General features: G+C 64.8%; 28 protein-coding genes, 1 pseudogene and 1 riboswitch. Of the genes and pseudogenes, 13 read left to right on the top strand and 16 right to left on the bottom strand.

The annotated features are described in order from the left end of the window. Positions 1 to 334: 334 nt before the first annotated feature. Positions 335 to 1,324: a linear amide C-N hydrolase gene (locus Q8814_RS07670; RefSeq protein WP_330151422.1), complete on the top strand. Its 990-nt coding sequence runs from the start codon at positions 335 to 337 to the stop codon at positions 1,322 to 1,324. A 75-nt stretch (positions 1,325 to 1,399) separates the two neighbouring features. Here Q8814_RS07670 and Q8814_RS07665 read toward each other — a convergent pair. From Q8814_RS07665 to Q8814_RS07635, 7 genes and pseudogenes are all read right to left on the bottom strand, one after another. Beyond that, a pseudogene (locus Q8814_RS07665) lies at positions 1,400 to 2,675 on the bottom strand (ISL3 family transposase). 227 nt (positions 2,676 to 2,902) lie between these two features. Beyond that, entirely contained in the window at positions 2,903 to 3,205 is a 303-nt protein-coding gene (locus Q8814_RS07660) for a hypothetical protein (protein WP_330151421.1), read from the bottom strand. 71 nt (positions 3,206 to 3,276) lie between these two features. Next, positions 3,277 to 3,519 (bottom strand): hypothetical protein, encoded by a 243-nt coding sequence (locus Q8814_RS07655; protein WP_330151420.1) that lies wholly within the window; start codon positions 3,517 to 3,519, stop codon positions 3,277 to 3,279. A 139-nt stretch (positions 3,520 to 3,658) separates the two neighbouring features. Continuing rightward, positions 3,659 to 3,961 (bottom strand): helix-turn-helix transcriptional regulator, encoded by a 303-nt coding sequence (locus Q8814_RS07650; RefSeq protein WP_330151419.1) that lies wholly within the window; start codon positions 3,959 to 3,961, stop codon positions 3,659 to 3,661. A 161-nt stretch (positions 3,962 to 4,122) separates the two neighbouring features. Then, positions 4,123 to 5,628, bottom strand: a complete 1,506-nt coding sequence (locus Q8814_RS07645; protein WP_330151418.1) for an MFS transporter — start codon at positions 5,626 to 5,628, stop codon at positions 4,123 to 4,125. 169 nt (positions 5,629 to 5,797) lie between these two features. Beyond that, entirely contained in the window at positions 5,798 to 6,202 is a 405-nt protein-coding gene (locus Q8814_RS07640) for a Rid family hydrolase (RefSeq protein WP_330151417.1), read from the bottom strand. Then, positions 6,199 to 7,449: an NAD(P)/FAD-dependent oxidoreductase gene (locus Q8814_RS07635; RefSeq protein ID WP_330151416.1), complete on the bottom strand. Its 1,251-nt coding sequence runs from the start codon at positions 7,447 to 7,449 to the stop codon at positions 6,199 to 6,201. The genes Q8814_RS07640 and Q8814_RS07635 overlap by 4 nt, the downstream gene beginning before the upstream one ends. 211 nt (positions 7,450 to 7,660) lie before the next feature. Here Q8814_RS07635 and Q8814_RS07630 point away from each other — a divergent pair, with 211 nt between their 5' ends. Both Q8814_RS07630 and Q8814_RS07625 read left to right on the top strand, forming a co-directional pair. Beyond that, the gene (locus tag Q8814_RS07630) at positions 7,661 to 8,296 is read left to right on the top strand and encodes a TetR/AcrR family transcriptional regulator (RefSeq protein WP_330151415.1); all 636 of its coding nucleotides are present in this window, start codon (positions 7,661 to 7,663) and stop codon (positions 8,294 to 8,296) included. Positions 8,297 to 8,333: 37 nt separating this feature from the next. Beyond that, positions 8,334 to 9,362, top strand: a complete 1,029-nt coding sequence (locus Q8814_RS07625) for an esterase/lipase family protein (protein ID WP_330151414.1) — start codon at positions 8,334 to 8,336, stop codon at positions 9,360 to 9,362. A gap of 39 nt (positions 9,363 to 9,401) precedes the next feature. Here Q8814_RS07625 and Q8814_RS07620 read toward each other — a convergent pair whose 3' ends face one another. The 3 genes from Q8814_RS07620 to Q8814_RS07610 all read right to left on the bottom strand — a co-directional run bounded on the left by Q8814_RS07620 (position 9,402) and on the right by Q8814_RS07610 (position 11,275). Then, a complete protein-coding gene (locus tag Q8814_RS07620) occupies positions 9,402 to 10,259 on the bottom strand; it encodes a hypothetical protein (protein WP_330151413.1) in 858 nt (285 codons plus the stop codon). Between the two features lie 68 nt (positions 10,260 to 10,327). After that, positions 10,328 to 10,819 carry a hypothetical protein gene (locus tag Q8814_RS07615; protein ID WP_330151412.1) on the bottom strand — a complete coding sequence of 164 codons (492 nt, stop codon included), beginning with the start codon at positions 10,817 to 10,819 and terminating at the stop codon, positions 10,328 to 10,330. Between the two features lie 63 nt (positions 10,820 to 10,882). Further along, a complete protein-coding gene (locus Q8814_RS07610) occupies positions 10,883 to 11,275 on the bottom strand; it encodes a hypothetical protein (RefSeq protein ID WP_330151411.1) in 393 nt (130 codons plus the stop codon). Positions 11,276 to 11,303: 28 nt separating this feature from the next. Then, a riboswitch (SAM riboswitch) is annotated at positions 11,304 to 11,417 on the bottom strand. Positions 11,418 to 11,543: 126 nt separating this feature from the next. Here Q8814_RS07610 and Q8814_RS07605 point away from each other — a divergent pair. Further along, the gene (locus tag Q8814_RS07605) at positions 11,544 to 12,320 is read left to right on the top strand and encodes an IclR family transcriptional regulator (protein ID WP_330151410.1); all 777 of its coding nucleotides are present in this window, start codon (positions 11,544 to 11,546) and stop codon (positions 12,318 to 12,320) included. Between the two features lies 1 nt (position 12,321). After that, a complete protein-coding gene (locus tag Q8814_RS07600; RefSeq protein ID WP_330151409.1) occupies positions 12,322 to 12,942 on the top strand; it encodes a nucleoside/nucleotide kinase family protein in 621 nt (206 codons plus the stop codon). 25 nt (positions 12,943 to 12,967) lie between these two features. On the opposite strand, the gene Q8814_RS07595 is transcribed toward Q8814_RS07600, so the two are convergent. Further along, positions 12,968 to 13,378: a hypothetical protein gene (locus Q8814_RS07595; protein ID WP_330151408.1), complete on the bottom strand. Its 411-nt coding sequence runs from the start codon at positions 13,376 to 13,378 to the stop codon at positions 12,968 to 12,970. Positions 13,379 to 14,267: 889 nt separating this feature from the next. Between Q8814_RS07595 and Q8814_RS07590 the strand changes: the two genes are divergently transcribed. Then, positions 14,268 to 14,771, top strand: coding sequence for an STAS domain-containing protein (locus Q8814_RS07590; protein WP_330151407.1), 504 nt, complete (start codon positions 14,268 to 14,270; stop codon positions 14,769 to 14,771). 18 nt (positions 14,772 to 14,789) lie between these two features. Here the strand turns inward: Q8814_RS07590 and Q8814_RS07585 are convergent, their stop codons facing one another. Then, a complete protein-coding gene (locus Q8814_RS07585; protein WP_330151406.1) occupies positions 14,790 to 15,248 on the bottom strand; it encodes a PPOX class F420-dependent oxidoreductase in 459 nt (152 codons plus the stop codon). Between the two features lie 154 nt (positions 15,249 to 15,402). Further along, the gene (locus Q8814_RS07580; RefSeq protein ID WP_330151405.1) at positions 15,403 to 16,158 is read right to left on the bottom strand and encodes an MgtC/SapB family protein; all 756 of its coding nucleotides are present in this window, start codon (positions 16,156 to 16,158) and stop codon (positions 15,403 to 15,405) included. Between the two features lie 158 nt (positions 16,159 to 16,316). Here Q8814_RS07580 and Q8814_RS07575 point away from each other — a divergent pair, with 158 nt between their 5' ends. Then, positions 16,317 to 16,739, top strand: coding sequence for a DUF6098 family protein (locus Q8814_RS07575; protein ID WP_408015853.1), 423 nt, complete (start codon positions 16,317 to 16,319; stop codon positions 16,737 to 16,739). 7 nt (positions 16,740 to 16,746) lie between these two features. Here the strand turns inward: Q8814_RS07575 and Q8814_RS07570 are convergent, their stop codons facing one another. Beyond that, entirely contained in the window at positions 16,747 to 17,538 is a 792-nt protein-coding gene (locus tag Q8814_RS07570; protein ID WP_330151403.1) for an SDR family NAD(P)-dependent oxidoreductase, read from the bottom strand. A 202-nt stretch (positions 17,539 to 17,740) separates the two neighbouring features. Between Q8814_RS07570 and Q8814_RS07565 the strand changes: the two genes are divergently transcribed. Next, positions 17,741 to 19,399 carry a RecQ family ATP-dependent DNA helicase gene (locus tag Q8814_RS07565; RefSeq protein WP_330151402.1) on the top strand — a complete coding sequence of 553 codons (1,659 nt, stop codon included), beginning with the start codon at positions 17,741 to 17,743 and terminating at the stop codon, positions 19,397 to 19,399. Positions 19,400 to 19,649: 250 nt separating this feature from the next. On the opposite strand, the gene Q8814_RS07555 is transcribed toward Q8814_RS07565, so the two are convergent. Continuing rightward, positions 19,650 to 20,087, bottom strand: a complete 438-nt coding sequence (locus tag Q8814_RS07555; protein WP_330151401.1) for a DUF4383 domain-containing protein — start codon at positions 20,085 to 20,087, stop codon at positions 19,650 to 19,652. A 157-nt stretch (positions 20,088 to 20,244) separates the two neighbouring features. Beyond that, positions 20,245 to 20,445: a hypothetical protein gene (locus Q8814_RS07550; RefSeq protein ID WP_330151400.1), complete on the bottom strand. Its 201-nt coding sequence runs from the start codon at positions 20,443 to 20,445 to the stop codon at positions 20,245 to 20,247. Positions 20,446 to 20,568: 123 nt separating this feature from the next. Between Q8814_RS07550 and Q8814_RS07545 the strand changes: the two genes are divergently transcribed. From Q8814_RS07545 to Q8814_RS07525, 5 genes are all read left to right on the top strand, one after another. After that, positions 20,569 to 21,549 (top strand): GlxA family transcriptional regulator, encoded by a 981-nt coding sequence (locus Q8814_RS07545; RefSeq protein ID WP_330151399.1) that lies wholly within the window; start codon positions 20,569 to 20,571, stop codon positions 21,547 to 21,549. 270 nt (positions 21,550 to 21,819) lie between these two features. Next, a complete protein-coding gene (locus Q8814_RS07540; RefSeq protein ID WP_330151398.1) occupies positions 21,820 to 23,190 on the top strand; it encodes a hemolysin family protein in 1,371 nt (456 codons plus the stop codon). Next, the gene (locus tag Q8814_RS07535) at positions 23,183 to 24,196 is read left to right on the top strand and encodes a hemolysin family protein (protein ID WP_330151397.1); all 1,014 of its coding nucleotides are present in this window, start codon (positions 23,183 to 23,185) and stop codon (positions 24,194 to 24,196) included. The genes Q8814_RS07540 and Q8814_RS07535 overlap by 8 nt, the downstream gene beginning before the upstream one ends. A 254-nt stretch (positions 24,197 to 24,450) precedes the next feature. After that, positions 24,451 to 24,750 (top strand): hypothetical protein, encoded by a 300-nt coding sequence (locus Q8814_RS07530; protein WP_330151396.1) that lies wholly within the window; start codon positions 24,451 to 24,453, stop codon positions 24,748 to 24,750. Then, positions 24,747 to 24,899 (top strand): hypothetical protein, encoded by a 153-nt coding sequence (locus Q8814_RS07525; RefSeq protein ID WP_330151395.1) that lies wholly within the window; start codon positions 24,747 to 24,749, stop codon positions 24,897 to 24,899. The genes Q8814_RS07530 and Q8814_RS07525 overlap by 4 nt, the downstream gene beginning before the upstream one ends. Position 24,900 lies beyond the last annotated feature (1 nt).

The raw sequence follows: 24,900 nt of genomic DNA, 5'->3' as shown, positions 1-24,900 counted from the left end.
CTGCTCACCACCCGATGGCAAGCCCTCAACAGGATCACTCTGTGCCCCAAACGAATCGGCTCCATCACCCAAGCAGCGCTTGTCCTGACGCAATTCGAGCATGCAGGTCGCTATTGAGAAAACCTCACTGTGCAAGGGAGGGGAAATGACGAGAACATGATGGCGCCGGACAGAAACCATTCTCCATTCGCGCTTTTGTCATATAAGAGCCCTATCCGACGTCGACGCGAAAAGCAGCCGGGCCGTCGATGCGTCGATCCTTCTGATTCCGCAAATTCCGCATCAATTCTTCGATGATCGCTCAGGCCCGAATTCGGGTCCGGAAGGTGGCAGTATGTGCACTCGACTTGTCTGGAACGGTCCCGCAGGAGCGGTACTCGTCGGTCGCAATATGGATTATCACCGGGACACCGGGACGAACCTGTGGTCTCTACCCCGGGGGATCAAGCGCGATGATGGAGTCGGCGGCGAACTGGCCTGGTCGGCCAAGTACGGGAGCGTCGTCGCCGGTGCGTACGACATGATGACAGTCGACGGCATGAACGAAGCCGGCCTGGCCGGCCATATCCTGTGGCTCTCCGAATCCAGCTACGGAACCCACGACAAGAACAAACCGGCGCTCAGCATGGCGGTGTGGCTACAGTACTTTCTCGACAACTTCTCGACCGTCGGGGAAGCAGTAACGTGGATCGACGAGTCCGGTGTCCAGGTGGTACCGCTGGGTGACCCGGCCACGGGCGAGGTGCCGGCTGTACATCTTGCACTGGACGATGTGAGCGGCGACTCCGCAGTAATCGAATACATCGACGGCAAGGCGAACGTCTGGCACAGCCGCGACTACATCGTGATGACCAACTCCCCCACCTACGACAAACAGATCGAAATGCTCCAGCAGGTTCAGGGATTCGGCGGAGACAAGCCCCTGCCCGGAACCACCGTCGCGTCCGACAGGTTCGCACGTGCCGCATACTACGTGGGCCGCTTGCCCGAGCCCAAGAGTCAGATCGAAGCCATCGCCGGTGTGCTCAGCGTTATTCGCAACACCGCGCAACCGTTTCGCATCCCGGATCCGGACAAGCCGAACGCATCGCAAACCATATGGCAGACCGTCTCCGACCTCACCAACAAGCGCTATATCTTCGAGTCCACCACCCGCCCCAACATCGTGTGGGTCGACTTGAAGCAATTGAACTTCCAGGAGGGGTCGTCCGCCGGCAAGCTCGATCTGATGGGTGACACTGCATTGGAGGGCGGGCTCGCCGGCAATGTCACCGCAAGTTTCCAACAGACTGCTCCGATGACGTTCCTCGCGCTCCCGACCTGATCCGGCACCGACCACCGGCCGAACTGTCATCCCCCATCTCACCTGGTGAGGCGGGGGATGACGGCTCTTCCGGATCTAGAGTGCATCGATCACGTGGGTGAGGTTGCCGCAGTGCAGCAATGACCGAATCCGGTAGTGCAATAGATTGCGGAATCCCAGGGCGTGCCGGCGCAGCGCTTCGAGCCGGCCGTTGATCGCTTCGGTGGGTCCGTTCGAGGCCCGGTACTCGAAGTAGGCCAGCACGTCGGTCCGGCGCCGGTGCAGGGTGCGACCGAGCTGGGCGAGTTCCTCGAGGCCGTCGGGAACGCCGGTGCGAATCGTGTCGATCACCCGGGTCAGTTTCGTCTTGGCGCGGCGATGATCAGGTTCGGCGTAGGCGTCGATGATGTCCTGGTAGATCCGCCAGGTCACCGCCACCGGCAGGTGCTCGTCCACAGCGAATACCTTCTCGAGGCGTCGTCGTTGCCGGTCGCTGAGCAGCTCTTCTCGGGTTCGAGCCACCCGGCGGATTCCGTAGAGCGGATCACCGGTGCGACCGCGGTGTCCATGGGTGTGTTGCTGGATGCGTTGGCGGCACAGGTCCAGCTTGGTACCGGCGAGAGCAACAACGTGGAACGGGTCCATCACCGTCACCGCGTCCGGAACTGTGCTGGTCGCGGCGGTCTTGTAGCCGCCGAATCCGTCCATCGCGACCACCTCGATCCGGCCGCGGAAGTCGGCACCACGCTCGTCGAGCCAGGTGGTGAGCACCGCCGACGACCGTCCCGGCACCAGATCGAGCAGTCGCGCCGGGCCGGTGCCGTCGAACACCGGCGTCAGGTCCACGATCACGGTCACATACCCGTCGCCGGCCGCCCGACGGGTATGCGCCCAGCGGTGTTCGTCGACCTCGATCACCCGTACCGACTCCCACTGGGCGGGATCGGCGGCGAGCAGCCCGGTCGCGGCCTCGACGGCGATGGCGTTGACCGTGTCCCAGGACAGGCCCAGCTCCCGGGCGATCGCGGCGATCGAGGTGCTGTCGATCATCAACCTGCGCAACACATGTCGCGCACACCTGCGGGTCGTCGACGAACCCGGACGGGTGAGTCGATCGGTGTTGTGCCGGAACACCTCCCGCTCACAGGAGGTGTTCTCGCATCGGTAGCGGGGAATGCGTACCCGCAGCTGGAGGGGATGGCCGGCGACCGGCAGGTCGGTCACCGTCCGCACGATCGTGTCCCGGTACCGGCCGAGGCTTCCGCACCGCGGACACCGGTCGGGTCCGTCGACGAGCAGGTCGCAGAATACGACGGTGACCGTCGTCGAGGGCAGCATCGGTGATCGTCACGCCGAGTTCGATGGTGCGCATGATCGTGTCGGCAACAATCGAGACGGGCAGGCAAGTAGGCTCGGACACTGGGCTCCCGGTGTGGTTGCGATGTGTGGTGTAGGAACCTTCATCTTCGACTGCCCGGGGCCGCCTTACGGCAACGACCCCAGCGTCGACCTCGGATCTTCACGCCCTCTGCTGCACTCCATTTCCGGAAGAGCCCGATTACGAGCGCCGAATGTGGAATGCCGAGCGTCCGGTGCAGTTCATACCGGAATCGGCGGTCCCGAGACGGCTTCGGCGAGTAGCGCGGGCGCCTCGTACACACTTACACATCGGATCCCCGCACCACGAATGGCGTGCATGGCCATTGCCTCCTCCGGAGTGCAGGTCCCGTCGAGAACCTCCTCCGTCGCTACAGCGCACCACGCCCCTTCTTCGGGCACGGTGCAGGTGATCTCCCAACCGTGCCGAGCTGCCCACCGTTGCACTTCCGCCCAGTGCGCCTCTGCGGCCGCGTCGGACGGTGTGCCTACCAGCACCAGTCGTTTCTCCGATGTCGTCGACATTCGAACCCCTCACCGTGTTACCGCTCGCCCCTTGTATTCGGGGCCCCTTGTATCGAGATCAAACTGTGTATTCAGATCAAACTGTCCGCGAAAACCACTCCCGCGAATATCAGCACTGCGGTCACTACCGCGGTCAACGCCGAGCCGAACAACACCGCAGGTGCAGTTGCGGTGACGGCAGCACCGCACGCAATCCGAAGTGTCGAATAGATGCACGTCGCCGATCCGTCGTTGTAAACCGTGCTGCCCGAACCGACGCCGAATCTTTTCGAAGCGGGATCTGTCGACACGTGGCGTTCCACGACCTCAGCCATGCTTTCCCCTCCCTCGAACCTGTGCGTCAGCGAGGTATACCCGAATTCTGCGGGTTCAAAGCTTTGCGAGGGCGATGCGGCGGTGGCTTTCCTCCCGATGTGTCGCTGAAGTACCGGAGAAGAGCGCGTGATATGCGGGCTACGGCGCCGCGAACCATCCGTCCGGACCGATTGCAGAACCGATCCGGGGAAAGTACTGCGTGCCCACCAGGTACGCGATCAGACCGCGGCAACTGCTGGTCCCGGTCTTGGCAAAAATGCTCTCGAGATGCTCCTGCACCGCGTACGGGCTGATCGACAACTTCACGGCGATGCGGTCGCGGCTCTGCCCGGCGAGTACCTCGGTGAGGACATCGGCTTCGCGCGCAGTCAGGGTGTGGACTGCAGGATGGGTCGTCGAGGGACTGCAATCGGAACGTTCCCGCATCGCCCTCGCCACCATTCCTACTCCGTTACGTGTCCTGAACCGGTACAGCTGGGAGCCGCGACATCGCCGCACCCGGCGGTGGGAGTAAAGCCGCTTCACAGACCCGGCCCCTCCTACTCGATCACCGTGGGTACACGGAAACACGGAGAAGCGGCGGCAGTTTCCCGCCGAGTACTTCAGACGACCGGCACAGCGGACGAGACACCGGGAGCGGACTCCGGGTCGGTGCCGGCCTTCCGCCGTGGTAGTGCCAGGGCGACAAGTGCGCTCGCGACTCCGACCATCCCGCAGATCGCGAACGCGACGACGATACCCATGTCGGTGTACAGCGTTTCGCCGTCGATCTGCGGACCCATGAACCAACCGTTGAGCACGCTGAAGATCAGCACCGGAAGGACGGCAGGGAACAGGTTCCCCGAGGTCGAAGCAATAGCGCCCGCGGTTGCCTGAATCTGTGGTGGCACAGCCGCTATGAGCAGATTCGGGGTGGCGGCATACCCCATACCGGCGCCGAGTCCGACCAGCGTGCCGAAGAAGGCGACGGCAGGCAGCGAGCCGTGGTAAGCGGCCATGAGGAGGCAGCCTCCACCGGCCAGCGCGCCGCCGGCAATCATGAGTGTGCGGGCGGCGACGTGCCGGACGACGAGTCGCCCGACGAGCACCCCACCGCCGAGGGTGGCGAGGCCGATCGGCACCTGGATCATCGCGTAGCCGAGGAATCCCACACCGAGTCCGTAGCCGAGGCCGAACTCGTCCGACCGCATCGCCATCACGGGCACAAGCACGCTGAATGCGGCGACGAGAGCCCATGCGAGTCCGGAACTGACCGTGGTCGCGAGCACGGTCGGTTCCCGGAGCACCGCCAGGTCGATCACCGGATCCTCGACCTTTCGAGCGGAGATGTACCAGGCCCCCAGGAGCACCGCCCCGCCTGTCAGGAACGCCAGGATCGAGGTGGAGGTCCAGCCCCAATCCGAACCCACGCTCACCGCGAGCAACAACGCGCCGAGGCCCGCAGTCAGCAGGACTGCGCCGACGGGGTCCATCCGCGACTGGAGGCGTACCGGCGATTCGTCCGTGGTGAACCGGATGATCACAGTGATTGCCGCGAGAGCCACTGCGCAGAACCAGAAGATGCTGCGCCATCCTCCAACCGTCATGAGAAGTCCCGCTACGACCGGAGCGGGGATAATTACCAGACCCATGCCGGTCGTCGAGATACTGACGGCCATCGGCACCGTCTCGGGCGGATAGACATCACGAATGAGCGAGTACACAAGGAAGAGGCAAGGACTGAGCAGACCCGCCATCGACCAGCCCGCCAACAACATTCCGAAGTTGGGCGCGAGAGCCGCGACGGTCGAACCGGCTGCCGACAGGCCGACGCACCACAGCATCACCTTGCGCTTGCCGTGTGTGTCGGCCAACTTTCCGATGAGCGGGGATGACGCCGTCGCCACAAGAAGGAACGTGGTGAAGAGCCATACCCCCTGATTCGTGGCGAATTCCTTCCCGATGCTCGGAAGTGCAACGGAGAGCATCACGTAACTGCTTGCCAGTAGTTCCAGGAGTACGACCATCGCAATGAAGGACATCCACAGGCGTGGGGTCCAACGTTCGGCACGTTCGGTAGGATTGACGCGGGCACCTTCGGGCCCGACGTCGGCAGAGTTGAATTCCATGGGCTACAGCCACCTTTCGCGATGTTGTGGGCGATCTATGGAGCTGGCCGGTCGGCCACCGTGCATGGTGGAGCCCGAAGGGAGCGTTCGTCGGACGCTCGGGGCGGCGACCGTCGGCGCGGCGCCGCCCTCGCCCGGAACCAGCTGTCGATTCGAATTCGAGTGGGACTCAGGGCCGCGCGAGTCGCGCAGTTGCTTTCATTTCCAGGCGTGCGCCCTGGACGCCGCCACCGATCTGCGCGACTCCGATCGCGGTCCATGCCGGCCACGGCTCGCCGAGATAGCGATCGCGGACCGCAGTGAAGGTCTCGAGATCGGACTCGAGGTCGAAGTGGAAGGTGATCATGTCGACGACGTCCGACAAATCGGCGCCCGCCGCGCGCAGGACGTGACGAAGATTCTCGAACGCTGCGCCGAACTGGTCGTCGAGCCTGTCGGGGATCCTCCCGGTCGAATCGGTGCCCAGCACACCCGAACACAGGATCAATTCGCCGACGACGACGGCCGGCGCTATATGCCACTGTTCGTAATAGGTCTCCATGCCTGTGGGGACCACCCGCTCGGGGGCGTTCACCGGAGCGCAACCAGGGAATCGGTCGAGTGCTCCGTATCGCACGCGGGTTCGACCCACTGCGCCTTGAACACCTCGTGTGGGACGGTGTCCCTCCACGGTCCCTGGGACAGCATCGCGGTGAGACGGCCGATCTCGTCGGCGGACATCGCTCCGCGTTCGGCCTCCACCGCGATCACCGTGTGCTCGTCGACCCGGTCGATGTAGGGGCGATCGGTGGGTGTCGCCGAGACCAGACACGGACGCGCGTGCATGGGACCGATGCGGCGTCCGGGAAGCAGGTCGTCGAGGACCGCCACCGCCATGTCGATGTCGGACGGATCTCCTCCGGTACGCACCCACGCCGAGATTTCTTCGGAGGTTTCGAGCGGGTGGTCGAGCAGACTGGCACCGGCGAGCTTCAGGTACCACCGACCGTCCGGGTATGGGCGAGGGGCCATGACGATTCCACCGAAGAGGCTTTTCCCGTCGCGGTGTTTGAGCAGCATCATGGTCGGCATGTCGAGCGATTCGGGGTCCTCGACCTCGGCGAGTACGACAGTTGCACCGAACGCCGACATCGCGAGCGGTCGGGAGAGCAGGCCGGTGGCATTGCTGGCTGCGCCGGTGGCGAGGACGACCTGCGCTGCGGTCCGAACCTCGCCCGATCGACCGGTCAGGCGAACGCCGCCTGCAATCGCTTCCGTGCGCACGATCTCGTCACGGACAAGTGTTGCCCCGGCGGCCACGGCGGCAGTCAGTTCGGCTCGAACGAGAGCGCGCGGATTGAGGATGAACGCGTCCCGCTGCACGAGTGCCACGTGTCCGGGTTCGAACGAGAGGTCCGGGTAGTTCGCGCGGAGACCTTCCTCGTCGAGTTCGTGCACCTCGACGCCGAGATCACGCGCATTCGCGGCCAGCAAATCACGGTCGAACCACAGGGATGCCGAGCCTTCGCCCATATCGGCCGGTAGCACCGTGACCGAATGGGTCGGGGTCGTGAATTCGACCCCGGTCTTTTCTCGCAGCGCCTCGAAACGCCGGATCGAGCGCATCGTGAGGATGGAGGTCATGAGCGGCACTTCGAGCACGTGGGCCAGCCGTCCCTCGTCGTAGTAGCCGGCCCACGTCCCCTGGTGGTCTTCGAACGTGGCGGGTTCGTCGGGTCCGACGACGGCCACGTCCACGCCTTGCTCGGCGAGGTGCCGCGCCGTCGCCGACCCGATCGGCCCTGCTCCGACGACAACTACCTCATGGTGGCTGATGTTCACGTGTTGCTTCTCCTCGGTATCCGGACGAGCCGATGGTCATGTTGTCCCTTGAACGACTCGTGAAGAGAGTGACACATCCGGCCGCTTAACGACACACGATGTGTCGTTACGTTTGGGTAACAGGATGCATTCCGCTCCGGTCGAGCGACCACGACGCCCTGTAGTATTCGACCGGGACACGAGACACCGTCGGCGCGGGAGGCCTGAGCGCATGGGCGCATCTACCGAACGAACACGCACCCGCGCCGGAGGACGCAGCGAGCAAGTGCGCCGCGCGGTGGGCGAAGCGACGCTGGCCCTGCTTGCGGAGGGCAAACTCGACTTCACCATGGTCGACGTCGCCGCCCGGGCCGGAGTAGGCCGGCGCACGGTCTACCGCTGGTGGCCGACTCAGGACGACCTTCTCGCAGAGGCCCTTTCGGCACACGTGCGCAGGGTGCCCACCGCAACCGATACCGGCTCGTGGGAACACGATTTGCGCGCACTCGCATACGACCTCGCCGAGTTCGCCTCGGACCCGGTGGAAGTCGCGATCGCCTCGATCATGGCCACTCGACAGCACCCGGCCTTCAATGCGTTGGTCGTCTCGCAGTGGGAACCCGCGCGGAACTCGTGGCACGAACTCGTCCGGCAGGCCACTCGACGTGGAGAGGTCCGTTCGGAGCACGACCCGACCACGGTGATCAATGCACTGATGTCGCCGATGTTCCTCTCTCCCCTCACACTCGGACGCTCCCTGAGCACCCAAGAGATCGACAGCATCGTCGAGCTGCTGCTCTCCGGCACCCGAGCCGGCCCCCCGACCCCTACCACACCGGCTCTTCCCGACTCGCAGAATCTCTGTTAACTTCTCCCCATGCGACGCACCGTTTGGGGGATGGAACATGCGTTTACGCGCGCTCGCCACCGTCGTGTTCACCGCGACGTTCGCACTGCTGGTTCCGACGACCGCAGACGCCGACGAACCGCTTCCACCACTTCCGGTCGGTCGAACGTTCCTCGACGGTCTTGCAAACGAATTGGGCTCGCCGAACGGTCACGCGGCCGGCACGAACGACTGGAACTGCGCACCGTCCGCCGAACATCCCGATCCGGTGGTCCTCGTGCACGGAACGGTGCTGAACCGACAGGACAACTGGTCATACCTGGCGCCGCTGCTCGCCAATGAAGGGTACTGCGTTTTTGCCCTCACTTACGGTAACCATCCGAACCTGTCGTGGCCGCTGAACGCAGTGGGCGGCATGTTGCCGATGGAGCAGAGCGCCCAGCAACTCGCACTCTTCGTGGACCAGGTTCGCGCAGCGACAGGCGCGGAGAAGGTCGATCTGGTCGGCCACTCCCAGGGCACACTGATGCCGTTGTGGTACGTCAATTTCCTCGGGGGAAACGAGACAGTCGACGACTATGTCTCCCTGGGGCCGGTGTACGAGGGGAGTCATGCGTTCCTGCTTGCAGCGTCGTTCGAGCTTTTCGAACACATCGGAGCCCGAAAAGACATGGAACACCTGGTCCATGCCCTCGGATGCGGAGCGTGCCCGCAGGTGCTCGCCGGTTCGGACTGGATCGAGACGATTCAGCGAGCCGGCGTGTACGCCGACGAGGTCACCTACACCAACATCATGACGCGCTACGAGGAGATCGTCCTGCCCTACACCAGCGGCTACCGGGAGGCACCCAACGCGACGAACATCGTGCTGCAGGACCACTGCGCCGACGATTTCGTGGAACATGCCGGCATTGTCAACGACCCGAATGCCGCATGGTTCGTACTCGACGCCCTCGACCCGGACGATCCGCGACCGCTCCAGTGTGTGTTCGTTCCGCCGATTCTCGGATGGAGCCCGGATCCCACTATGGGTCCGCACCCCAGCGCGGAGATAGCGGCCCACCCCGCAGATCCACGGCATCCTTGATGCGGCCCTCCGTGTGATGCGAGGAAGGTCCAGTACGTTCTAGTCGCACGTGTCGTACCGTGCGCGTAGGCGATCGCGGAGTTCCATAGCTTCGGCCGCGTAGAAGCGCTCGGGCTCCGACTCGCCCAATATCGCCGGGTATGCACAGCCGGCGATGTGGACACGACCGGCGAATCTCCGCTCGTCGTCCCGGCCATTCTGCGTCCCTTGCCATTCCAACATCAGCGGGTGTTCCTCGGTCGGGGTGAACGCCGCAATTACCGCGGCGAGATCCGTTTCTGCTTCTCCTTCGTTCTCGACCACAACCGTCGCCATCGATACGTGGCCGTCCTCGACGACCAAAGCCCGCGCCGGCAGCGGCAACTGCTCCACCGTCTCGTGAATCTCCTTCTCCGCGGATATGCCCAGCGGCATCGTCACCGTCCACCGCGGCGCGGCGTCGAACTCCCCTACCGTGACCGTGAGATCGTGGGCGTCGATATGCGAGCGCACCGCCATAAGCGCAGCCCCGGCCGGGGCTCGGCCGAATCCCAACGAATGCCCTTCACCCTCGCGGTACGACCACGCTACTTCTGTCCCCGGGATCTCTCGCAATACGGCGCGCAGCGCGCGGGTCTCGTCACCGAGAGATTCGGGATCGAGGGTGCCGCGACGCTCGAGGACCGCTGCCACGGCGACGATCTCCGCGATTCGGGCTTCTTCCACCGCGATATCGACATCGAGGTCGGAGCCGAGTGAGAAGTCGTTGGTGTAGAGCACGTCGACGTCCTCGACGCCGGACATGGCGGCCACCGCCGACTCGAGATCCTCTGCATCCTTGCTGCGGTGGGGCTGCGCACAGGCCGACAGCAACATCAACACCGCGGTCGCGGCGAACCTTCCGGCACCTACACCCACGGCACCACCCCTTTCGGCCGATGTCGCCGAAGCGGGCTCGACGAGCGCGAGTGCGCACCGAACCCGTATCAGCGCAACACTTCCACGAGCGCCACCCACGATATGACGATCGCCGAGGCGATCGCCGCGAGGCACCCTCCCGCCGCGAGCGCGAGACCCGCTCGCGGCGCCGCAACCGTCACCACTCCGGCCGCGAAGTAGGCGGCAATCGGCACGAATCCCAGCGCCGCCTTGAAGAACTTGAGCCGGAAGGCGGACGCATGCTCGCGGGCAATCCGAATTGTGGCGTGCGCCTGGAATACTCCCGCGACCACCGCGACCACCGCGACGAGTGTGCCGTACCAGGGTGCGCTGATACCGGGTACCAACCCCACGCCCGAGGCGACGAGGGCGAGCACAAGCGTCGCGATCGCAGCCGCCAGGCGCGCAGTGATCGTTCGCGCAGTGACGATCCGCGAAATATTCACACTGGCCGCCACGATGACCAGACCCGCCAGCGCCGCCGTCGCGCCGACCATCGCAACGTTGAAGTCCTTCCACGGCTCGAGCACTTCGGTCATTCCCGGATGCTATCCGGCCGTCCCCCTTGTTCCCGGGCGAACAGGCCGGTGGACGCCCGTGGGTCAGAATCCCGGCACAAATTTCAGGGCCGGGACCCGTCCAGGGACGCATTCTGTCCGAGTGTCCGGCGCCGCGAGCGTGAAGGTCGCGGGGACACGCGGCTCCTCGCCCGGAAGGATCAGTACTCGCCACCGGGGAACCCACGTACCGATATCTCCACCGGCGTCGATCGCCCGTACGATCTCGTTGGTGTCGTGGTGACGGAAATCGAGTCGTATTCCATCCCAAGATAATTCGACGGTACTGCCGTCGAGTACCCGCACCAGCGCGCCGACACCGAGATCGGAATCTTCGAACGCCTTCCGCGCGCGGATGAAGTGCACGTGGTGCCCGTCACCGTACGATCCGCAATGCTGCGCGCCGAGGTGTTCGGTCGAGTCGAAATGATCTGTCATGCCAGTTCCTCCCGGAAGGCCCCGGGGCGGGGCGCTCGTGCCCGGGCCGGGTCGGCCGCGGGCCGCTTCGTCATCCGAGCCACCCGCGAGCGTGGGGTTGGCGTGCCGTCAAGTCGGAGCTTGGCGACGGCATCTCGTGAAGCATCGTCACTCTACACCAAACGACGCGCGGCGCGGAGACCCGCCACGGAGCAGCGCGTTCCGCTGACCGGAACTCTTCGAGGTATCGTCTGGCCTGGATGCGACGGCGGCGATGGAGGTGGCATCGGTGCCCGACCGGGACTTCGACCGGACGACAGTGCTCGGCAAGGTGATGACGGTTCTGCATGCGTACTCGATCGACGACTCCGTACTGAGCCTCGCCGAGCTGACACGGCGCACACAAATTCCGAAAGGGACTCTGCACCGAGTGCTGACCGACATGGTCGAGGTGCGGCTGCTGGATCGAACAGGAGCCGGGTACCGCCTCGGCGGGCACCTTTTCGAGCTGGGCATGCGCGCCTCTGTCGAACGGAGCTTGCTCGAGGTATCCATCCCGTTTCTCGAAGAACTCAATGTGCGCATCCACGAGACGGTGCATCTGGGGATCCTCGACGGCACGGACGTGGTGTACCTGACGAAGATCGGCGGTCACCGACAGGCCAGCGCTCCGTCCCGGATCGGCGGAAGAATGCCACTGCACTGCACTGCCATCGGCAAGGTACTGCTGGCCAATGCCGACAGCAGTCTGCGCGAGAAGATCTTGTCCGCTCCGCTACCTCGCTACACCCCGCACACCATGATCCTGCCCGGCCCCATACTCGCCCAGCTCGATCGCATCGCAGCAGAGGGCGTGGCTTTCGAATACGAGGAGTCCGCTGCCGGCATCGTCTGCGTGGCCGCTCCGATCCGCGACGGAGACCGGGTCGTGGCCGCGATCAGCGTGACCGGACCGTCGCACCGTTTCCGCCCCGAAGCGCATGCCGCCTCGGTACGGGCTGCAGCCGAAGGGATCGGCGTCACTCTTGCCCGGAGATCGCGCCTTCTCACCGAACCCCGGTCCTGAAATGGCGAGGTTCACTCCCATCAGCCCTGTAGAGCTCGCCGAGGCAATCGCCGAGCGCGCTGCGGCACTGGAACCACGGGTGTGTGTTGCCATCTCCGCCGCGGACGCCGCTGCACCGACCGCTCTCGCCGACGACGTCGCTGCACGACTGCGGGTGGCCGGCCGGGCAGCGGATGTGGTGTCGCTGCACGACTTCGTGCGTCCGGCGTCTCTCCGGCTCGAGCACGGGCACACCGATCCGGCAAGCTATCGCTGGGATTGGTTCGATTACGGCGCACTGGACCGCGAAGTCGTTCGCGCGCTACACGACCGGCACCGTTGGTTACCGCGCCTGTGGGACGAGGACTGCGACCGGTCGGCCCGCGCACAGCGGATCGAGGCTCCCGCGGGTCAGGTTCTGGTGGTTGCCGGGCCGATGCTGCTCGGTCGCGGTCTCTCGTTCGATCTGACCGTTCAGCTCAGGATGTCGCGGGCAGCGCTGGAACGACGAACATCCGACGTGCACAGATGGACGATCGCGCCACTGCTCGAACACGATGCCTCGGCCGACGCCGACATCGTCGTCAAGTACGACCATCCGGATCGACCCGCGGTACGGTCCGCGTCCGAACAAGGTTCGTAAGCTGCGTCCGAGGCGGTGGCCCGAGTCATATTCCGGGGATGTAACCGGGATACACGAAGTGCGCCGGTCCCCCGCCCGGCATGCTCGAACCGGTGACACTGGGGAAGTTGAAGGGCAACCTGACGAGTTTGTGCGGTTCGCCGCGCTCGTCGGCCTGCCAGCAATCCACCATGACGCCGTGGAACGCGGTGCACACGATCCGGGTGGCCGTCCCGAAGGGAGACGTGAGCCGGTCTTCGGCGACGAGGGGATTCCAGAACGCGGGCTGCTCCGGGGTGAGGAAGTTATCGGTCTCGAACGGCACCATCGGCGAGGGATACTCGGGGATCGGGGGCCATTCGTCGGCGGCGGCGACCCCCGCACCACCGAGCATTGCGGTCACGGTGAAGGCCGCGGCGGCGCACACACCGACGAAATTGCGGACCGATGATCTCATGATCGTCTCCCTCTTCCGCGCGGCGGCGCAGACGTCCGCCGTCTTCCGCACACCCTAGGAGACAACACGGACCCGCGGGCGATATGCCCGCGGGTCCGTGTCGTCGAGCTTGTCAGCGGCTGCCGCTGCTGACGCCCACTCAGTTGTCGCTGCTCAGGCCCTCAGCGGAACCGGTGAAGAAGTCGAGGACGTCGAACAGGTCGGCGACGTTGGCAAAGAACTCGGCGATTTCTGCAAGCACGGTAAAGCTCCCATCGGGGTGGTGGATAACGGTCACAGCAGCGGGAAACTGCTGACGGAACAATTGTGACCGGAGTCGCGAAATAATGCAGCACTTGCCACTGTGGGAAAGGCCACATTTTGAATCCCAAAGGCCGTCGCCAACCGAACAAATCCCCGAAATTTTGTCCATACCCGCAGGTCAAAAACCCCATCTGCAGTGAACACCCATTTGCGACAATTCCACCAAAAAAAGATCTCGGCCATGAAATATATGTAAAACCTTACTAACGCTCCCAGCCATAATGGAACGTACTAATTCAAGAACACAAGGGGTTGCTTTACTTGAAGTTGAATTTCACAGACGTAATCTGCGCAGCGCTCACGAGATCGCTGCAAGTCCCGTCCGCATTCGGAGGGCGCCGCGGCAGTACATCCCGAAGTCCCGTCACTGTCGGGCCTTGCCGTACCTGCACTCGCGAACCCTCCAGCGCGACTGGGACGACACCGTTGAACCATCCGAGACGGGCGCCACGTCCGCGACGAATCGTCGATCGTCTTCGGTCCCCTAATGCGCCACCTGCGGTGCGAGTCGGGCGTACGGTAGGGCCAGCGCGCCGCCGTCTCGCGTGAACGCCACTTCTCGGGTTGCCGAGAAAGGGGAATTCCGATGGACTCTCGCCCATCCGCTTTCGGAGCACCCGATCCAGCCCTCGCCGCTCTGGTCGACCTTCACGCGTGCGCTCCGGCGGCGCTGTCGATCACCGTCGAGGAGCGAACAGGGCCCGCCGCTGTTCTCCACGTCAGCGGCGACATCGATATCACGACCACGCCGGAGCTCACCGAACGTCTTACCGAGGTCGTCTCCCGAAAGCGGGACCTGGTCCTGGACCTACGCGAAGTCGGCTTCCTCGGCTGCTCCGGCCTCCAACTGTTCGAGACCGCCGCATTCCGGTTGCGTCACGACGGGGCTTGCGCAGTGGCTGTTACAGGCCCGCACACCGAGCGAGCGCTGCACATCTCGGGAGTCGACCGCCTGATCCAGTGCTACTGCACGCTCGACGCCGCACTTCACGCAGTCCGGAGTGGTCCGATGCATAGGACCGTCCGCGTCCATGCGCCGGCACTCCATCAGGACGCTTACTCCGCCCGTTCGAGCGATTCGGCGGGCTGAGCGTCCACTTCACTGTGGTTATCGACGGCTGCCGGGTGGGAATCCTCCGGTCGCGACGGGTCCCCACGTGTCGATGGTGAGGCGGATCAGAGATTTGTTCTGCGTGCGCATCGCCTCCCGATACTCGTCCCAGTCGGGGTGTTCGCCCGAGATGCACCGGAAGTATTCGACGAGGGGCTCTGTGGCAGCAGGCATGTCCAGAACCTCGGCCGTGCCGTCGACCTGGACGTAGGGTCCGTTGAACTCGTCGGAAAGCACGCACAGCGTCGCCTTCGGGTTGCGGCGAAGATTCGCGGTCTTGGCTCGCTGGGGATATGTCGAAATGACGATCCGGTCTTGCGGGTCGACTCCCATGGTGACCGGTGATACCTGCATCTCGCCGGAGCGCTTGCAGGTGATCAGCACCCCATGATGCCGCGGCCGGACGAACTCGAGCAGCGCATCCCGCGAGACATGCTCGGCAGTTGCAATGGCCATCGGTAGTACACCTCACTTCTGTCGCAGGATCCCTGCCGCACGAACAGCAGATCGGCGTCAGAACCGGTCCGAGCCGGCGGGGATACTCATGGTCCGGATTATGTCAGCAGACGGCCCTCCTGGTGACGCCGTCCTGATCCGGGACACGGACGCGTCACGATTCGGCCGGATCCTCGAGGTGCACGCTGATCACATCGGTCACCTCGGAAAGTCGGGCGACCAACTCCGGAAGAGATCTGCCCCCTTCGATATCGAGCTCGACTTCGACCTGGGTTTTCGGCAATGTGGCGGGATCGAGCCCTTCGGCCAGGCGCCCGAGAAGTCCGCCGTGTTCGGGCCGCGCACCCAGCGTGGCGAAACCGTGGACAGCGACACCGTGCTCGCTACAGGTCTGCAGGATGCTGCGCAGCGCTCCGGTGCCGTCGATGTATCGGACGCGCAGAGTGCTCTGCTGCGAACGTCCCATACGGGTCTTCCGGACGATCATCGGATACAGATAGGAGACAAGGATGTGACAAGCGGTGACGAATACCGCCGGAACCACGAGCCCCGCACCGGTAGCTGTGCCGACCGCAGCCGTGAGCCAGATCGACGCAGCGGTGGTGAGCCCCCGGACCTTGTTGTAGCGGACGAACACGAGGCCGGCACCGATGAACCCGATGCCGGACACGATCTGCGAGGCGACGCGGGACGGGTCGAGCGTGACAAGCCCCTCCGCCGCGACATCAGTGAACCCGTACTTGCTGATCACCACGAACAACGCTGCGCCGAGCCCTACCAGCGTGTGAGTGCGAATGCCCGCCGACTTCTGCTTGAGCTGACGTTCCACACCGATCGCTGTGGAGAGCACCAACGCGACACCGAGCAGGACAAGCAGCTGCCACCATTCGGCCGGCGACTCGAGGAGCATGACCCACTCTCCTTCCCACCCTTGAAGGTCTCACGTTTCGATCCGATCATGCAGGAAATCCTGCTGCTACTGCTTGCGGTGCCGGTGGTGGGCAGAACGATCCGAGAGGAGTATCGGTGAGTATCTCGCTACGCGGGTTCCAACCCGACCCCGACGATATGCCGGTCATCACGACCCTCGACCAGCTTGCCGATCTCGCCGCGGCAGACCCGCTCCTGTACCTGAGGTACTCGAAGGGGCCCGCTGCCGATGCCGTCGACGGTCCGAGCCGCGATTACGAAGCGAACATCACGTTGCCAGGCCTGTCGGCCACCACGATTTCGCCCGAACCGTGGTGGCGGCGCCCGGTCAAGGACTGGGTAGCGCGGCGAATCTGCAAGTATTCCGACCTTGCCGACGAGGACGGCCGGTTCGCGTGGCTGCTCACCGGCACGATGGTCGGACGGGGACCGGACCACGAGCCGCTACTCGCCGACGTTCGTCCGCGGGCACGTTTGAGCAGCGATGTGCTCACCGAAGCAGAACGGTGGTATCACCAGCGCTTCGATGTCGGAAACGACTCCCGGCACCGCAGCGCCTGAGACGCGGTCACCTACCGGAGCCGGGCCTCGCGACGACACGATGCGCGGCCGCCTTGACGACATCGGGTGTCACCGCATTGGCTGCCGCCATCGCTTTGGCGAGAAGGGAACTCGCCACGACCTTGCGATCCCCTCGCATGAGCGCCTCGTAGCCGTCCTTGGCCACAGCGGCCGGATCGTCCTTCGGCCCCTGTCCCAGGACCGTGTCCAGCATGTGTGCGCGCTCGAAGAAACGGGTGTCGGTCGCGCCGGGCAGCAGAGACGTGACGGTGACCCGGCTGCCGGTGAGTTCACCCTGTAGTCCTTCGGCGAACGACTGCACGAACGCCTTCGACGCGTTGTAGACCGCCTGGTACGGACCCGGCATCTTCGACACGACCGACGAGGTGAGCAGCAGTCGGCCCGCGTCGGCGCGAACCATGTCGGTCAGCACGAGCTTCGCCAGATGCACCGTGGACCGGACGTTGAGGTCCACGATCGACAATGTGTCCTCGAGGTCGGTTTCGACGAACGCACCGCCGCTGCCGACCCCGGCGTTGAGCGCCGCGGCGGCCAGGGTCCTGCCGTCCGCGGTTACGGCGCTGTACACCGAATCGACGCCGGCCGCGGTACGCAGGTCGGCGCGCACAGGCACCACAGCGCCCCCGCACCGCCTCAGTTCCGCCGTGGCCGACTCGATGGCGTCGGAATCAGCGGCGATGACGAGGTCGTATCCGTCTGCGGCGAACAATTTCGCCAGTTCCAGGCCTATACCTCGCGACGCCCCCGTCACCAAGGCGACTGGACGAGCTTCAGTCATGACTTACTCCTCGAAACACTTACTCCTCGAAACGTTGTGCCCTGCGGGTACCCAAGCGATGCCCGCACCAACTCCCGGAGACCGGGAACGTCGGTTCGTTTCGAGGTGGACGGCGCGGGGTAGCCGCTGAGTCCGGAGCTGTGCAGAGACGACGCAGCCAGTGGTTCCGCGTGCGATTCGGCACCCGACTACAGGAGTTACGTTGTCTGCAAGCACTTCCCGAACCAGAGATCCTCGTCGTGAACTCCAGGACACCGCCCTGCGCGTGTTCGGATGGGACTCGCTGCGTCGTGAGCAGCTCGACGCGATGGTGCCGCTACTGCATCGGCGCGACGTCCTCGCGGTAATGGCGACCGGATCGGGGAAGTCCGCAATCTATCAAGTGCCGTCGGTCCTGCTGCCCGGCGCGACTGTCGTCGTATCCCCGTTGATCGCGCTGCAGAACGACCAGATCGCCGGACTCGACACGACCGATGCCCCTGGTGCGGTCGCGATCAATTCCCGCCAGAGCGCCCCCGAGAACGAAACGAACTGGCAGGCCGTACTCGATCACAACGCCGATTACGTCTTCCTCGCTCCGGAGCAACTCGCCAAGGACGACGTCCTCGAACGGTTGGCGGCAGCACAGGTGTCCCTCGTGGTGGTCGACGAAGCGCATTGTGTATCGGCGTGGGGGCACGATTTCCGGCCCGAATACCTGAGACTGGCCGACGCACTCGAACGGCTCGGGCGGCCGCCCGTCGTCGCACTGACCGCGACAGCATCACCGCCGGTGCGAGAGGAGATCGTCAGCAGCCTGCGGTTGCGCGATCCCGTGATCGTGGCCGGCGGGTTCGACCGGCCGAATCTGGACATCGCCGTCGAACGGCACACAGACGACGCCGAGAAGCGCCGCGCGGTGGTCGACAAGGTCCTATCACTGCAGGGACCCGGCCTGGTGTACGCGTCGACGCGAAAAGACACCGAACGCTACGCGGCCGAGTTGTCGGACATGGGTCTGCGCGCCTGCGCCTACCACGCGGGTCTCTCGGCCGGCGAGCGCAGCGTGGTGCACGAACGGTTCCTCGACGGTGAGTGCGACGTGGTGGTGGCCACGTCCGCTTTCGGTATGGGAATCGACAAACCCGATGTGCGGTTCGTCGTCCACGCCGCTGTGCCGGACTCGATCGATTCCTATTATCAGCAGATCGGCCGGGCAGGCCGCGACGGCGACCGCGCTCTGGCACTGCTCTTCTATCGTTCGGAAGATTTGTCTCTCGCCACATTCTTCACCACGTATACACCCGACGAAGAGTTGGTGTCGCACGTGTTCGCGGCCCTGCGCAATGACGGACCGAAGCGTCTGAAACAGCTTCGGTCCGAACTGGGGGTGCGAGGTCGCAAACTCACGAATGCCGTCAACCTTCTCGAGCGCGCGGGAGCGATCACGTCGGGACGAAAAGGCTTCTCGGCTACCGCATTGTCACCACGAGATGCGTTGGCGCGCGCGAAGGAAGTCGCGGCGGCAGGTGAGCGGATGGATCGTTCACGCGTCGACATGATGCGCGGCTATGCCGAAACCCGCGGATGCCGCCGGCAGTTCCTCCTCGGCTATTTCGGCGAAGAATTGGCAGATCCCTGCGGATCCTGCGACAACTGCCGGGACGGCGTGGCCGACGAGCAGGAGCCGACGTCCTCGGGCCGGACGATCGTGGCCGACACGCGTGTGGTGCACCGGGAATGGGGACCGGGCGTGGTGATGACCTCCGAATCGGACCGCATCACAGTCCTTTTCGAAAGTCAGGGGTACCGGACGCTGGCTCTGGAAACAGTCGCCGAGGCCGGATTGCTCACCACGGAGTCCGGCGCCCCGATCGTCTGATATCGAGCGCGCCCGGTCGCTCCGAACGCCCTGTTCTACGAAGAACATGCCGAGCATGCGACGAGTCTGTGGCATCTGTCGGACGGCGCAGCATCCGATCAAGGACGTTGGGCGAGCGGTGATGGGCAAGATGAACGACGCGATCGATCCCCCCACCGGCCCTGAGATCGGAACGAACGTGCCACCCCGGTCCTGCGGACCGGGGTGGCACGTTCTCCAATGGGTCGAGGGACTGGTGGATCAGCCGGGTTCAGGTTCGCGCGGTACCGGTCACGGTTCGTGTGCGACGAGTCAGCAGGACGCCGAGCGCGACCATGCCGAGACCGAGCACGAAGTGGAGCCAGTCGTCCGCCGAGTTGAGCGGAACGAAGTTGGCCGAGCTGTCCTTGTCGATGAGCAGCCCGTAGATCCACAGCGCCAGATAGATGATGCCGCCGACGATCAGGTACATGCGGGCGGCCGCTGCTGTGCGTGCTGCGCCGATGCCGGCAACACCGAACAGCAGGTGCACGATGTTGTGCAGGATGGACACCTGGAAGATGCCGAGCAGCATCGCGCCGGATTCGTGACCGGCGCCGGAGAGTTGGTCGTAGTCGGTGGTAATGCCCGGGATGAAGCCGAGGATGCCGACGAGCAGGAAGACCGCACCCACTACCAAGGCAGCAGTTTGCACGGGTGTGGCAGTCATCGAGTTCCGGGTCGGGCGTGGGTTGTGTGTCGCCATTTGCTCGCATGCCCTTCTGGTCGGTGCAATTGTCCTGTTCCGCGCCTCGGGTACCTCACCACGCCAGGTCCAAACCTCGAGGTGCGATGTCACCGATGAGCGAATTCGCGACGGTGACGAATCAACACGGCAGGAACCACGTCCCGGGGTGCACGTCGAAGCCGACCGTCCACCCGAAGAAGTCCCGCAGCATTCCGAACACGGCCACGCCGGCAAGCATCGCCAGAACCATCTCGATGTAGTGGCGGGCAAGACGGCGTCGGTCGGCACCGCCCGACGCCGACGTCACGACCGCGGCCCGCAATTTCGATTGCATCGTCATGGATCGAGAATCGACCGTTCACGGTTGCGAACGAAGTGCCGCAACCGACCGTGTCCGAAAACTTGGGATACCTGTCTGCCGGACTTGCGGACAGTCCGGTGACGCTCCTCCTACCGTGAAGCAATGACGGATCTGCGCCGCGTGGTGGTCGTCGGCTACCCGGCCGCCGAGTTGCTCGACATCGCCTGCGTGACCACAACACTGGAGATGGCCAACTGGCTACACGGGTCGGCGGTCTACAGGGTCTCGCTCGCCTCACCGGGCGGTGCGCCGATCCACACCGCGTGCGGACTGTCCCTCGATTCGAAGGCCACGCTCGAACGGCTCACCGGGCCACTCGACACTCTGCTCGTCTCGGGCGGCCCCGGGTATGTCGATGCGATGAACGACCCCGGTCTCGTCGCGCACGTGCGACGACTCGCGCGGGAAAGCCGGCGCATCGCGTCGGTGTGCACCGGTGCCGGAATACTCGCCGCCACCGGACTGCTGAACGGCCGTCGTGCCGCAACGCACTGGGAGCAGTCGGCCGCCTTGGCCGCCCGTTATCCCGCGGTCGAGTTCGACGGCGACCCGATCTATGTCGCCGACGGCAATGTCTTCACGTCCGCCGGGGTCACCGCCGCCCTCGACTTGACGCTGGCCTTCATCGAGACCGATGTCGGTGCCGATCTCGCCCGTGCCGTGTCGCGGCATCCGGTCACGTATCTGCAGCGGCCGGGCAACCAGGCACAGATGAGCATGTTCACCGCCGCGCCCCCACCCACGCATTCACTCGTGCGGCGCACCGTCGAGTACATCACCGGCCATCCGGATGCGGACCTCTCGACCGCTGTTCTGGCCGTCCGGGCCGGTGTCAGTGAGCGCCATCTCACCCGATTGTTCTCCGCCCAGGTAGGCGTCACACCCGGTCGGTTCGTCCGCCGGGCACGGACCGAGGCCGCGCCCCAATTACTGACGAGCACCGTGCTGCCCGTCGAAGCGGTCGCGGCGCGCTGCGGCTTCGGGAGCGCCGAAACTCTCCGGCAGGCATTCCAGTCGAGATTCGGTGTGACGCCGTCGCATTATGGTGTGACGCAGGGTTCCACTGCCGGGTCGCGACGGTGAAAGGAGACGGCGAGCTCGAATGCGCTTTGCCATGGTCGATTTCGTTCGGCGGCACCGAGCAGGCGGATCTCCACGAGTCCTTCGGTTGCAGGCTGCCGCCCGCGCGGCGAGCCGTCGTGGAACTTTGTCGCGTGCGGATTCGTCGTATCCTGTGAAGGAATTGTTCACGAGCACACCCACAGAGAGAGCCATGAGACGCGCCAAGCGCAAACCTCGAAGACCCGCCCTGCCCCCTGGTGACGACCCTGTCCCCGCGTATCGGACCATCCCGTGTTGACCGCGCTCGGTATCGCATTCGGAATCCTGGTGGTGCTTCTCATCACCGCCGTCACCGGCTATTTCGTGGCGCAGGAGTTCGCCTTCATGGCGGTCGACCGGTCACGTTTGAAAGCCCGCGCCCAAGGCGGTGACCCATCCGCCGCACGCGCCCTCTCTGTCACACGCCGCACCTCGTTCATGCTGTCGGGCGCTCAGCTCGGCATCACCGTCACCGGTCTGTTGGTCGGCTACGTCGCCGAGCCCCTGATCGGCAGCGGCCTCGGCGAACTGCTGGGGGGTGTCGGTATCCCGACCGCCGTCGGTGTCGCCGTCGGCACTGTGCTCGCCGTGTTGTTCTCCACGGTCGTGCAGATGGTATTCGGCGAATTGGTTCCGAAGAACCTCGCCATTGCGCGGCCCGAGCCCGTCGCAACCTGGTTGGCGCTGTCCACCACGATCTACCTCAAACTCTTCGGCTGGCTCATCAGGCTCTTCGACGCATCGTCGAATTTGCTGCTCCGGGCGCTGCGGATCGAGCCTGTACACGACGTCGAGCATTCCGCCACCCCTCGCGACCTCGAGCACATCGTCGCCGAGTCCCGCGACACGGGAGAGCTGCCGAAAGAGCTGTCTACGCTGCTCGATCGAATCCTCGAATTTCCGACCCGTACCGCCGAACACGCGATGATTCCGCGGGCGCGGGTCGATCTCGTCGACTCCGATGAACCGGTCGTCGGTGTGCTCGCGAAGATGGGCACCGGCCACACCCGGTATCCCGTGGTGGGTACCTCCTCGGACGACCTGCGCGGCGTCGTCCACCTACACGACCTGCTGAATCTCGATACCCCGATGGGCACGGCGCAGACGGTGTGCCGCCGGGCGGTGATCGTCCCGACGACGCTGTCGCTCCAGGACGTTCTGACCGAACTCGTCGAGGCGAGTGAGGAGATGGCGCTCGTGATCGACGAGTACGGCGGCTTCGCCGGCGTCGTCACAGTCGAGGACATCGCCGAGGAACTCGTCGGTGAGATCGCCGACGAGCACGACCCGGCGATCGACACACAGGTGATCGTCCGCGAAGGTGACGGCTGGCTCGTCCGCGGCGACGTACATCTCGACGAGGTCGGCCGCGCCCTCGATCACGACCTTCCCGAAGGCGACTACGAGACTCTCGCCGGACTGGTCATCGCCGAGTTCGGTGGTCTACCCGAACCGGGCGACACCATCGAGATCCCGCTCGACCTGGAACCGGCCGACCTCGTGCATGAGGCGACGCCACCGACCCGGACGTTGATTGCCGAGGTTCGCAAGGTCGACAAGCACGTGCCGTCGTCGCTCCTGGTCACCGTCCGCACCGACCGCGAGGAACATGGTCATGAGTAATCCCTGGGTTGTCCTCGCCGTCACGGTCGTGTTGATCGCGTCGAGTGCTTTCTTCGTTGCCGTCGAATTCGCGCTGATCGCCGCCCGCCGGCACCGTCTCGAAGACGCTGCCGCGGACAGCCGCGCCGCTCGCGCCGCACTGCGCAGCGCATCGGAGTTGTCGGTGCTGCTCGCAGGTTCCCAGCTCGGTATCACCGTGTGCACGCTGGCGCTCGGCGCGACCACGAAGCCTGCCGTGCACCACTGGTTGACGCCGGTGTTCGACGGCTGGGGCGCGCCGCTGTGGCTCGCCGATGTCGCAGGGTTCATCCTGGCTCTGATCATCGTCACGTTCCTGCACCTGGTGGTTGGCGAGATGGCGCCGAAGTCGTGGGCCATCGCGCACCCGGAGAAGTCGGCGACGATGCTCGCGCTTCCGATGCGCGGTTTCATGTGGCTCACGCGACCGATCATCGTGCGGCTCAATCACCTGGCGAACTGGGTCCTGCGCAAGGTGGGTGTGGAGCCGGTCGATCAGGTGGCCGCGGGTCAGGACCCCGACGCGCTGCGGCACCTGGTGGAGCACTCCGCGACGGTCGGCACTCTCGACGAGCGCTATCTCGGGCACCTCACGAGCGCGCTCGAACTCGAGGCGCTGACCATCGGCGACCTCGTCGAGCCCAATGCCCACCCGAGTAGCGTGCCGCCGGAGGCAACGACCGAACAGATCCGGGAGGCGGCGCGCCGCACCGGCCACCTGCGGTTGCTCGTGCGCGGCAACGGCCACGTCGACGGTGTCGTGCACGTGCGCGACACTCTCCGGGCCGCACGGGAGGTCACCGCAGCAGAATTGATGCGCCCCGCCCTCGCGATCGATGCCGGCGAACCGGTGTACGAGGCGCTGCGCACGATGCGAGAGACACGCAATCACCTGGCTACGGTCACCACCGACGGTAATCTGGTCGGGTTGATCACCCTCACCGACATGCTCGACCGTCTGTTGCCGACGGAGGGCACCGCCGCCTGATCCGACTGCCACACGAACGTCGCCTCCCGGGTTCCGGGAGGCGACGTTTTCCATCGGACAGCGTTGTGGCGCGTAACGGGATGCGCCCCGACGCCGTTCCCGGTCTCGGCAGTGTTACCGAGACACGCCGAAATCGCCCCGACTAGCTACTTCATGCTATTTGAAGTAAAACTGATCTGTGCGCAACGTCACGTTCGGATAAACGACATGACGTCGTCACATTGAGGTAAGTCATAGGAAAGGCAGGGGTTCACATGCACACACCTCCGGGGCGCCTGTTGTTCGTCGGTAATCCCGACGCAGCGGAAATCTCTCACTGGACAGCGGTTCGCGCGATGGCCGTCCAACGCGGGTGGGAGACCACGCGTACCTATATCCCCGGCCGGGTCACGTGTGCCGTCGCCTCGGAGAACGTGCTCGACGGGATCTGCTCGTCGACCGAGGCGAGCGTGACGTCGCTACTGCAGGCCGCCGACATCCGGGTGTTCAGCGCCGATGACGCCATGAACAGCTTGTTCACCACCGGTGAACCGATCAGGCAGGTGTCCGTATGACAGTCAATGTCCTGTTGCTGCTGGCGTTGCTGACCATTGCCTTCGCCGCTGTTGCCGCTCTTCAGCGGTACGTCGAGCGCTCCGGCGTCGAGCGCATCCCGGGATCGGCTGCGGCTCCGATGATTCGGGATGTCCGGATCACGCCGTAGC

The sequence above is a fragment of the Rhodococcus chondri genome (genome assembly GCF_036327435.1).
GTDB classification, from domain to species: Bacteria; Actinomycetota; Actinomycetes; order Mycobacteriales; family Mycobacteriaceae; genus Rhodococcus; species Rhodococcus chondri.
Note: the sequence above shows the minus strand (reverse complement) of the source record. Positions and strands in the feature narration are given on the sequence as shown.

What these genes read in the sequence shown, in the direction of transcription:
- Q8814_RS07670 (WP_330151422.1), top strand. Translation starts at nt 335, where the DNA reads ATGTGCACTCGACTTGTCTGGAACGGTCCCGCAGGAGCGGTACTCGTC.
- Q8814_RS07660 (WP_330151421.1), bottom strand. Translation starts at nt 3,205, where the DNA reads ATGTCGACGACATCGGAGAAACGACTGGTGCTGGTAGGCACACCGTCC.
- Q8814_RS07655 (WP_330151420.1), bottom strand. Translation starts at nt 3,519, where the DNA reads ATGGCTGAGGTCGTGGAACGCCACGTGTCGACAGATCCCGCTTCGAAA.
- Q8814_RS07650 (WP_330151419.1), bottom strand. Translation starts at nt 3,961, where the DNA reads ATGGTGGCGAGGGCGATGCGGGAACGTTCCGATTGCAGTCCCTCGACG.
- Q8814_RS07645 (WP_330151418.1), bottom strand. Translation starts at nt 5,628, where the DNA reads ATGGAATTCAACTCTGCCGACGTCGGGCCCGAAGGTGCCCGCGTCAAT.
- Q8814_RS07630 (WP_330151415.1), top strand. Translation starts at nt 7,661, where the DNA reads ATGGGCGCATCTACCGAACGAACACGCACCCGCGCCGGAGGACGCAGC.
- Q8814_RS07625 (WP_330151414.1), top strand. Translation starts at nt 8,334, where the DNA reads ATGCGTTTACGCGCGCTCGCCACCGTCGTGTTCACCGCGACGTTCGCA.
- Q8814_RS07615 (WP_330151412.1), bottom strand. Translation starts at nt 10,819, where the DNA reads ATGACCGAAGTGCTCGAGCCGTGGAAGGACTTCAACGTTGCGATGGTC.
- Q8814_RS07610 (WP_330151411.1), bottom strand. Translation starts at nt 11,275, where the DNA reads ATGACAGATCATTTCGACTCGACCGAACACCTCGGCGCGCAGCATTGC.
- Q8814_RS07600 (WP_330151409.1), top strand. Translation starts at nt 12,322, where the DNA reads ATGGCGAGGTTCACTCCCATCAGCCCTGTAGAGCTCGCCGAGGCAATC.
- Q8814_RS07595 (WP_330151408.1), bottom strand. Translation starts at nt 13,378, where the DNA reads ATGAGATCATCGGTCCGCAATTTCGTCGGTGTGTGCGCCGCCGCGGCC.
- Q8814_RS07590 (WP_330151407.1), top strand. Translation starts at nt 14,268, where the DNA reads ATGGACTCTCGCCCATCCGCTTTCGGAGCACCCGATCCAGCCCTCGCC.
- Q8814_RS07585 (WP_330151406.1), bottom strand. Translation starts at nt 15,248, where the DNA reads ATGGCCATTGCAACTGCCGAGCATGTCTCGCGGGATGCGCTGCTCGAG.
- Q8814_RS07580 (WP_330151405.1), bottom strand. Translation starts at nt 16,158, where the DNA reads ATGCTCCTCGAGTCGCCGGCCGAATGGTGGCAGCTGCTTGTCCTGCTC.
- Q8814_RS07575 (WP_408015853.1), top strand. Translation starts at nt 16,317, where the DNA reads ATGCCGGTCATCACGACCCTCGACCAGCTTGCCGATCTCGCCGCGGCA.
- Q8814_RS07570 (WP_330151403.1), bottom strand. Translation starts at nt 17,538, where the DNA reads ATGACTGAAGCTCGTCCAGTCGCCTTGGTGACGGGGGCGTCGCGAGGT.
- Q8814_RS07555 (WP_330151401.1), bottom strand. Translation starts at nt 20,087, where the DNA reads ATGACTGCCACACCCGTGCAAACTGCTGCCTTGGTAGTGGGTGCGGTC.
- Q8814_RS07550 (WP_330151400.1), bottom strand. Translation starts at nt 20,445, where the DNA reads ATGACGATGCAATCGAAATTGCGGGCCGCGGTCGTGACGTCGGCGTCG.
- Q8814_RS07545 (WP_330151399.1), top strand. Translation starts at nt 20,569, where the DNA reads ATGACGGATCTGCGCCGCGTGGTGGTCGTCGGCTACCCGGCCGCCGAG.
- Q8814_RS07535 (WP_330151397.1), top strand. Translation starts at nt 23,183, where the DNA reads ATGAGTAATCCCTGGGTTGTCCTCGCCGTCACGGTCGTGTTGATCGCG.
- Q8814_RS07530 (WP_330151396.1), top strand. Translation starts at nt 24,451, where the DNA reads ATGCACACACCTCCGGGGCGCCTGTTGTTCGTCGGTAATCCCGACGCA.
- Q8814_RS07525 (WP_330151395.1), top strand. Translation starts at nt 24,747, where the DNA reads ATGACAGTCAATGTCCTGTTGCTGCTGGCGTTGCTGACCATTGCCTTC.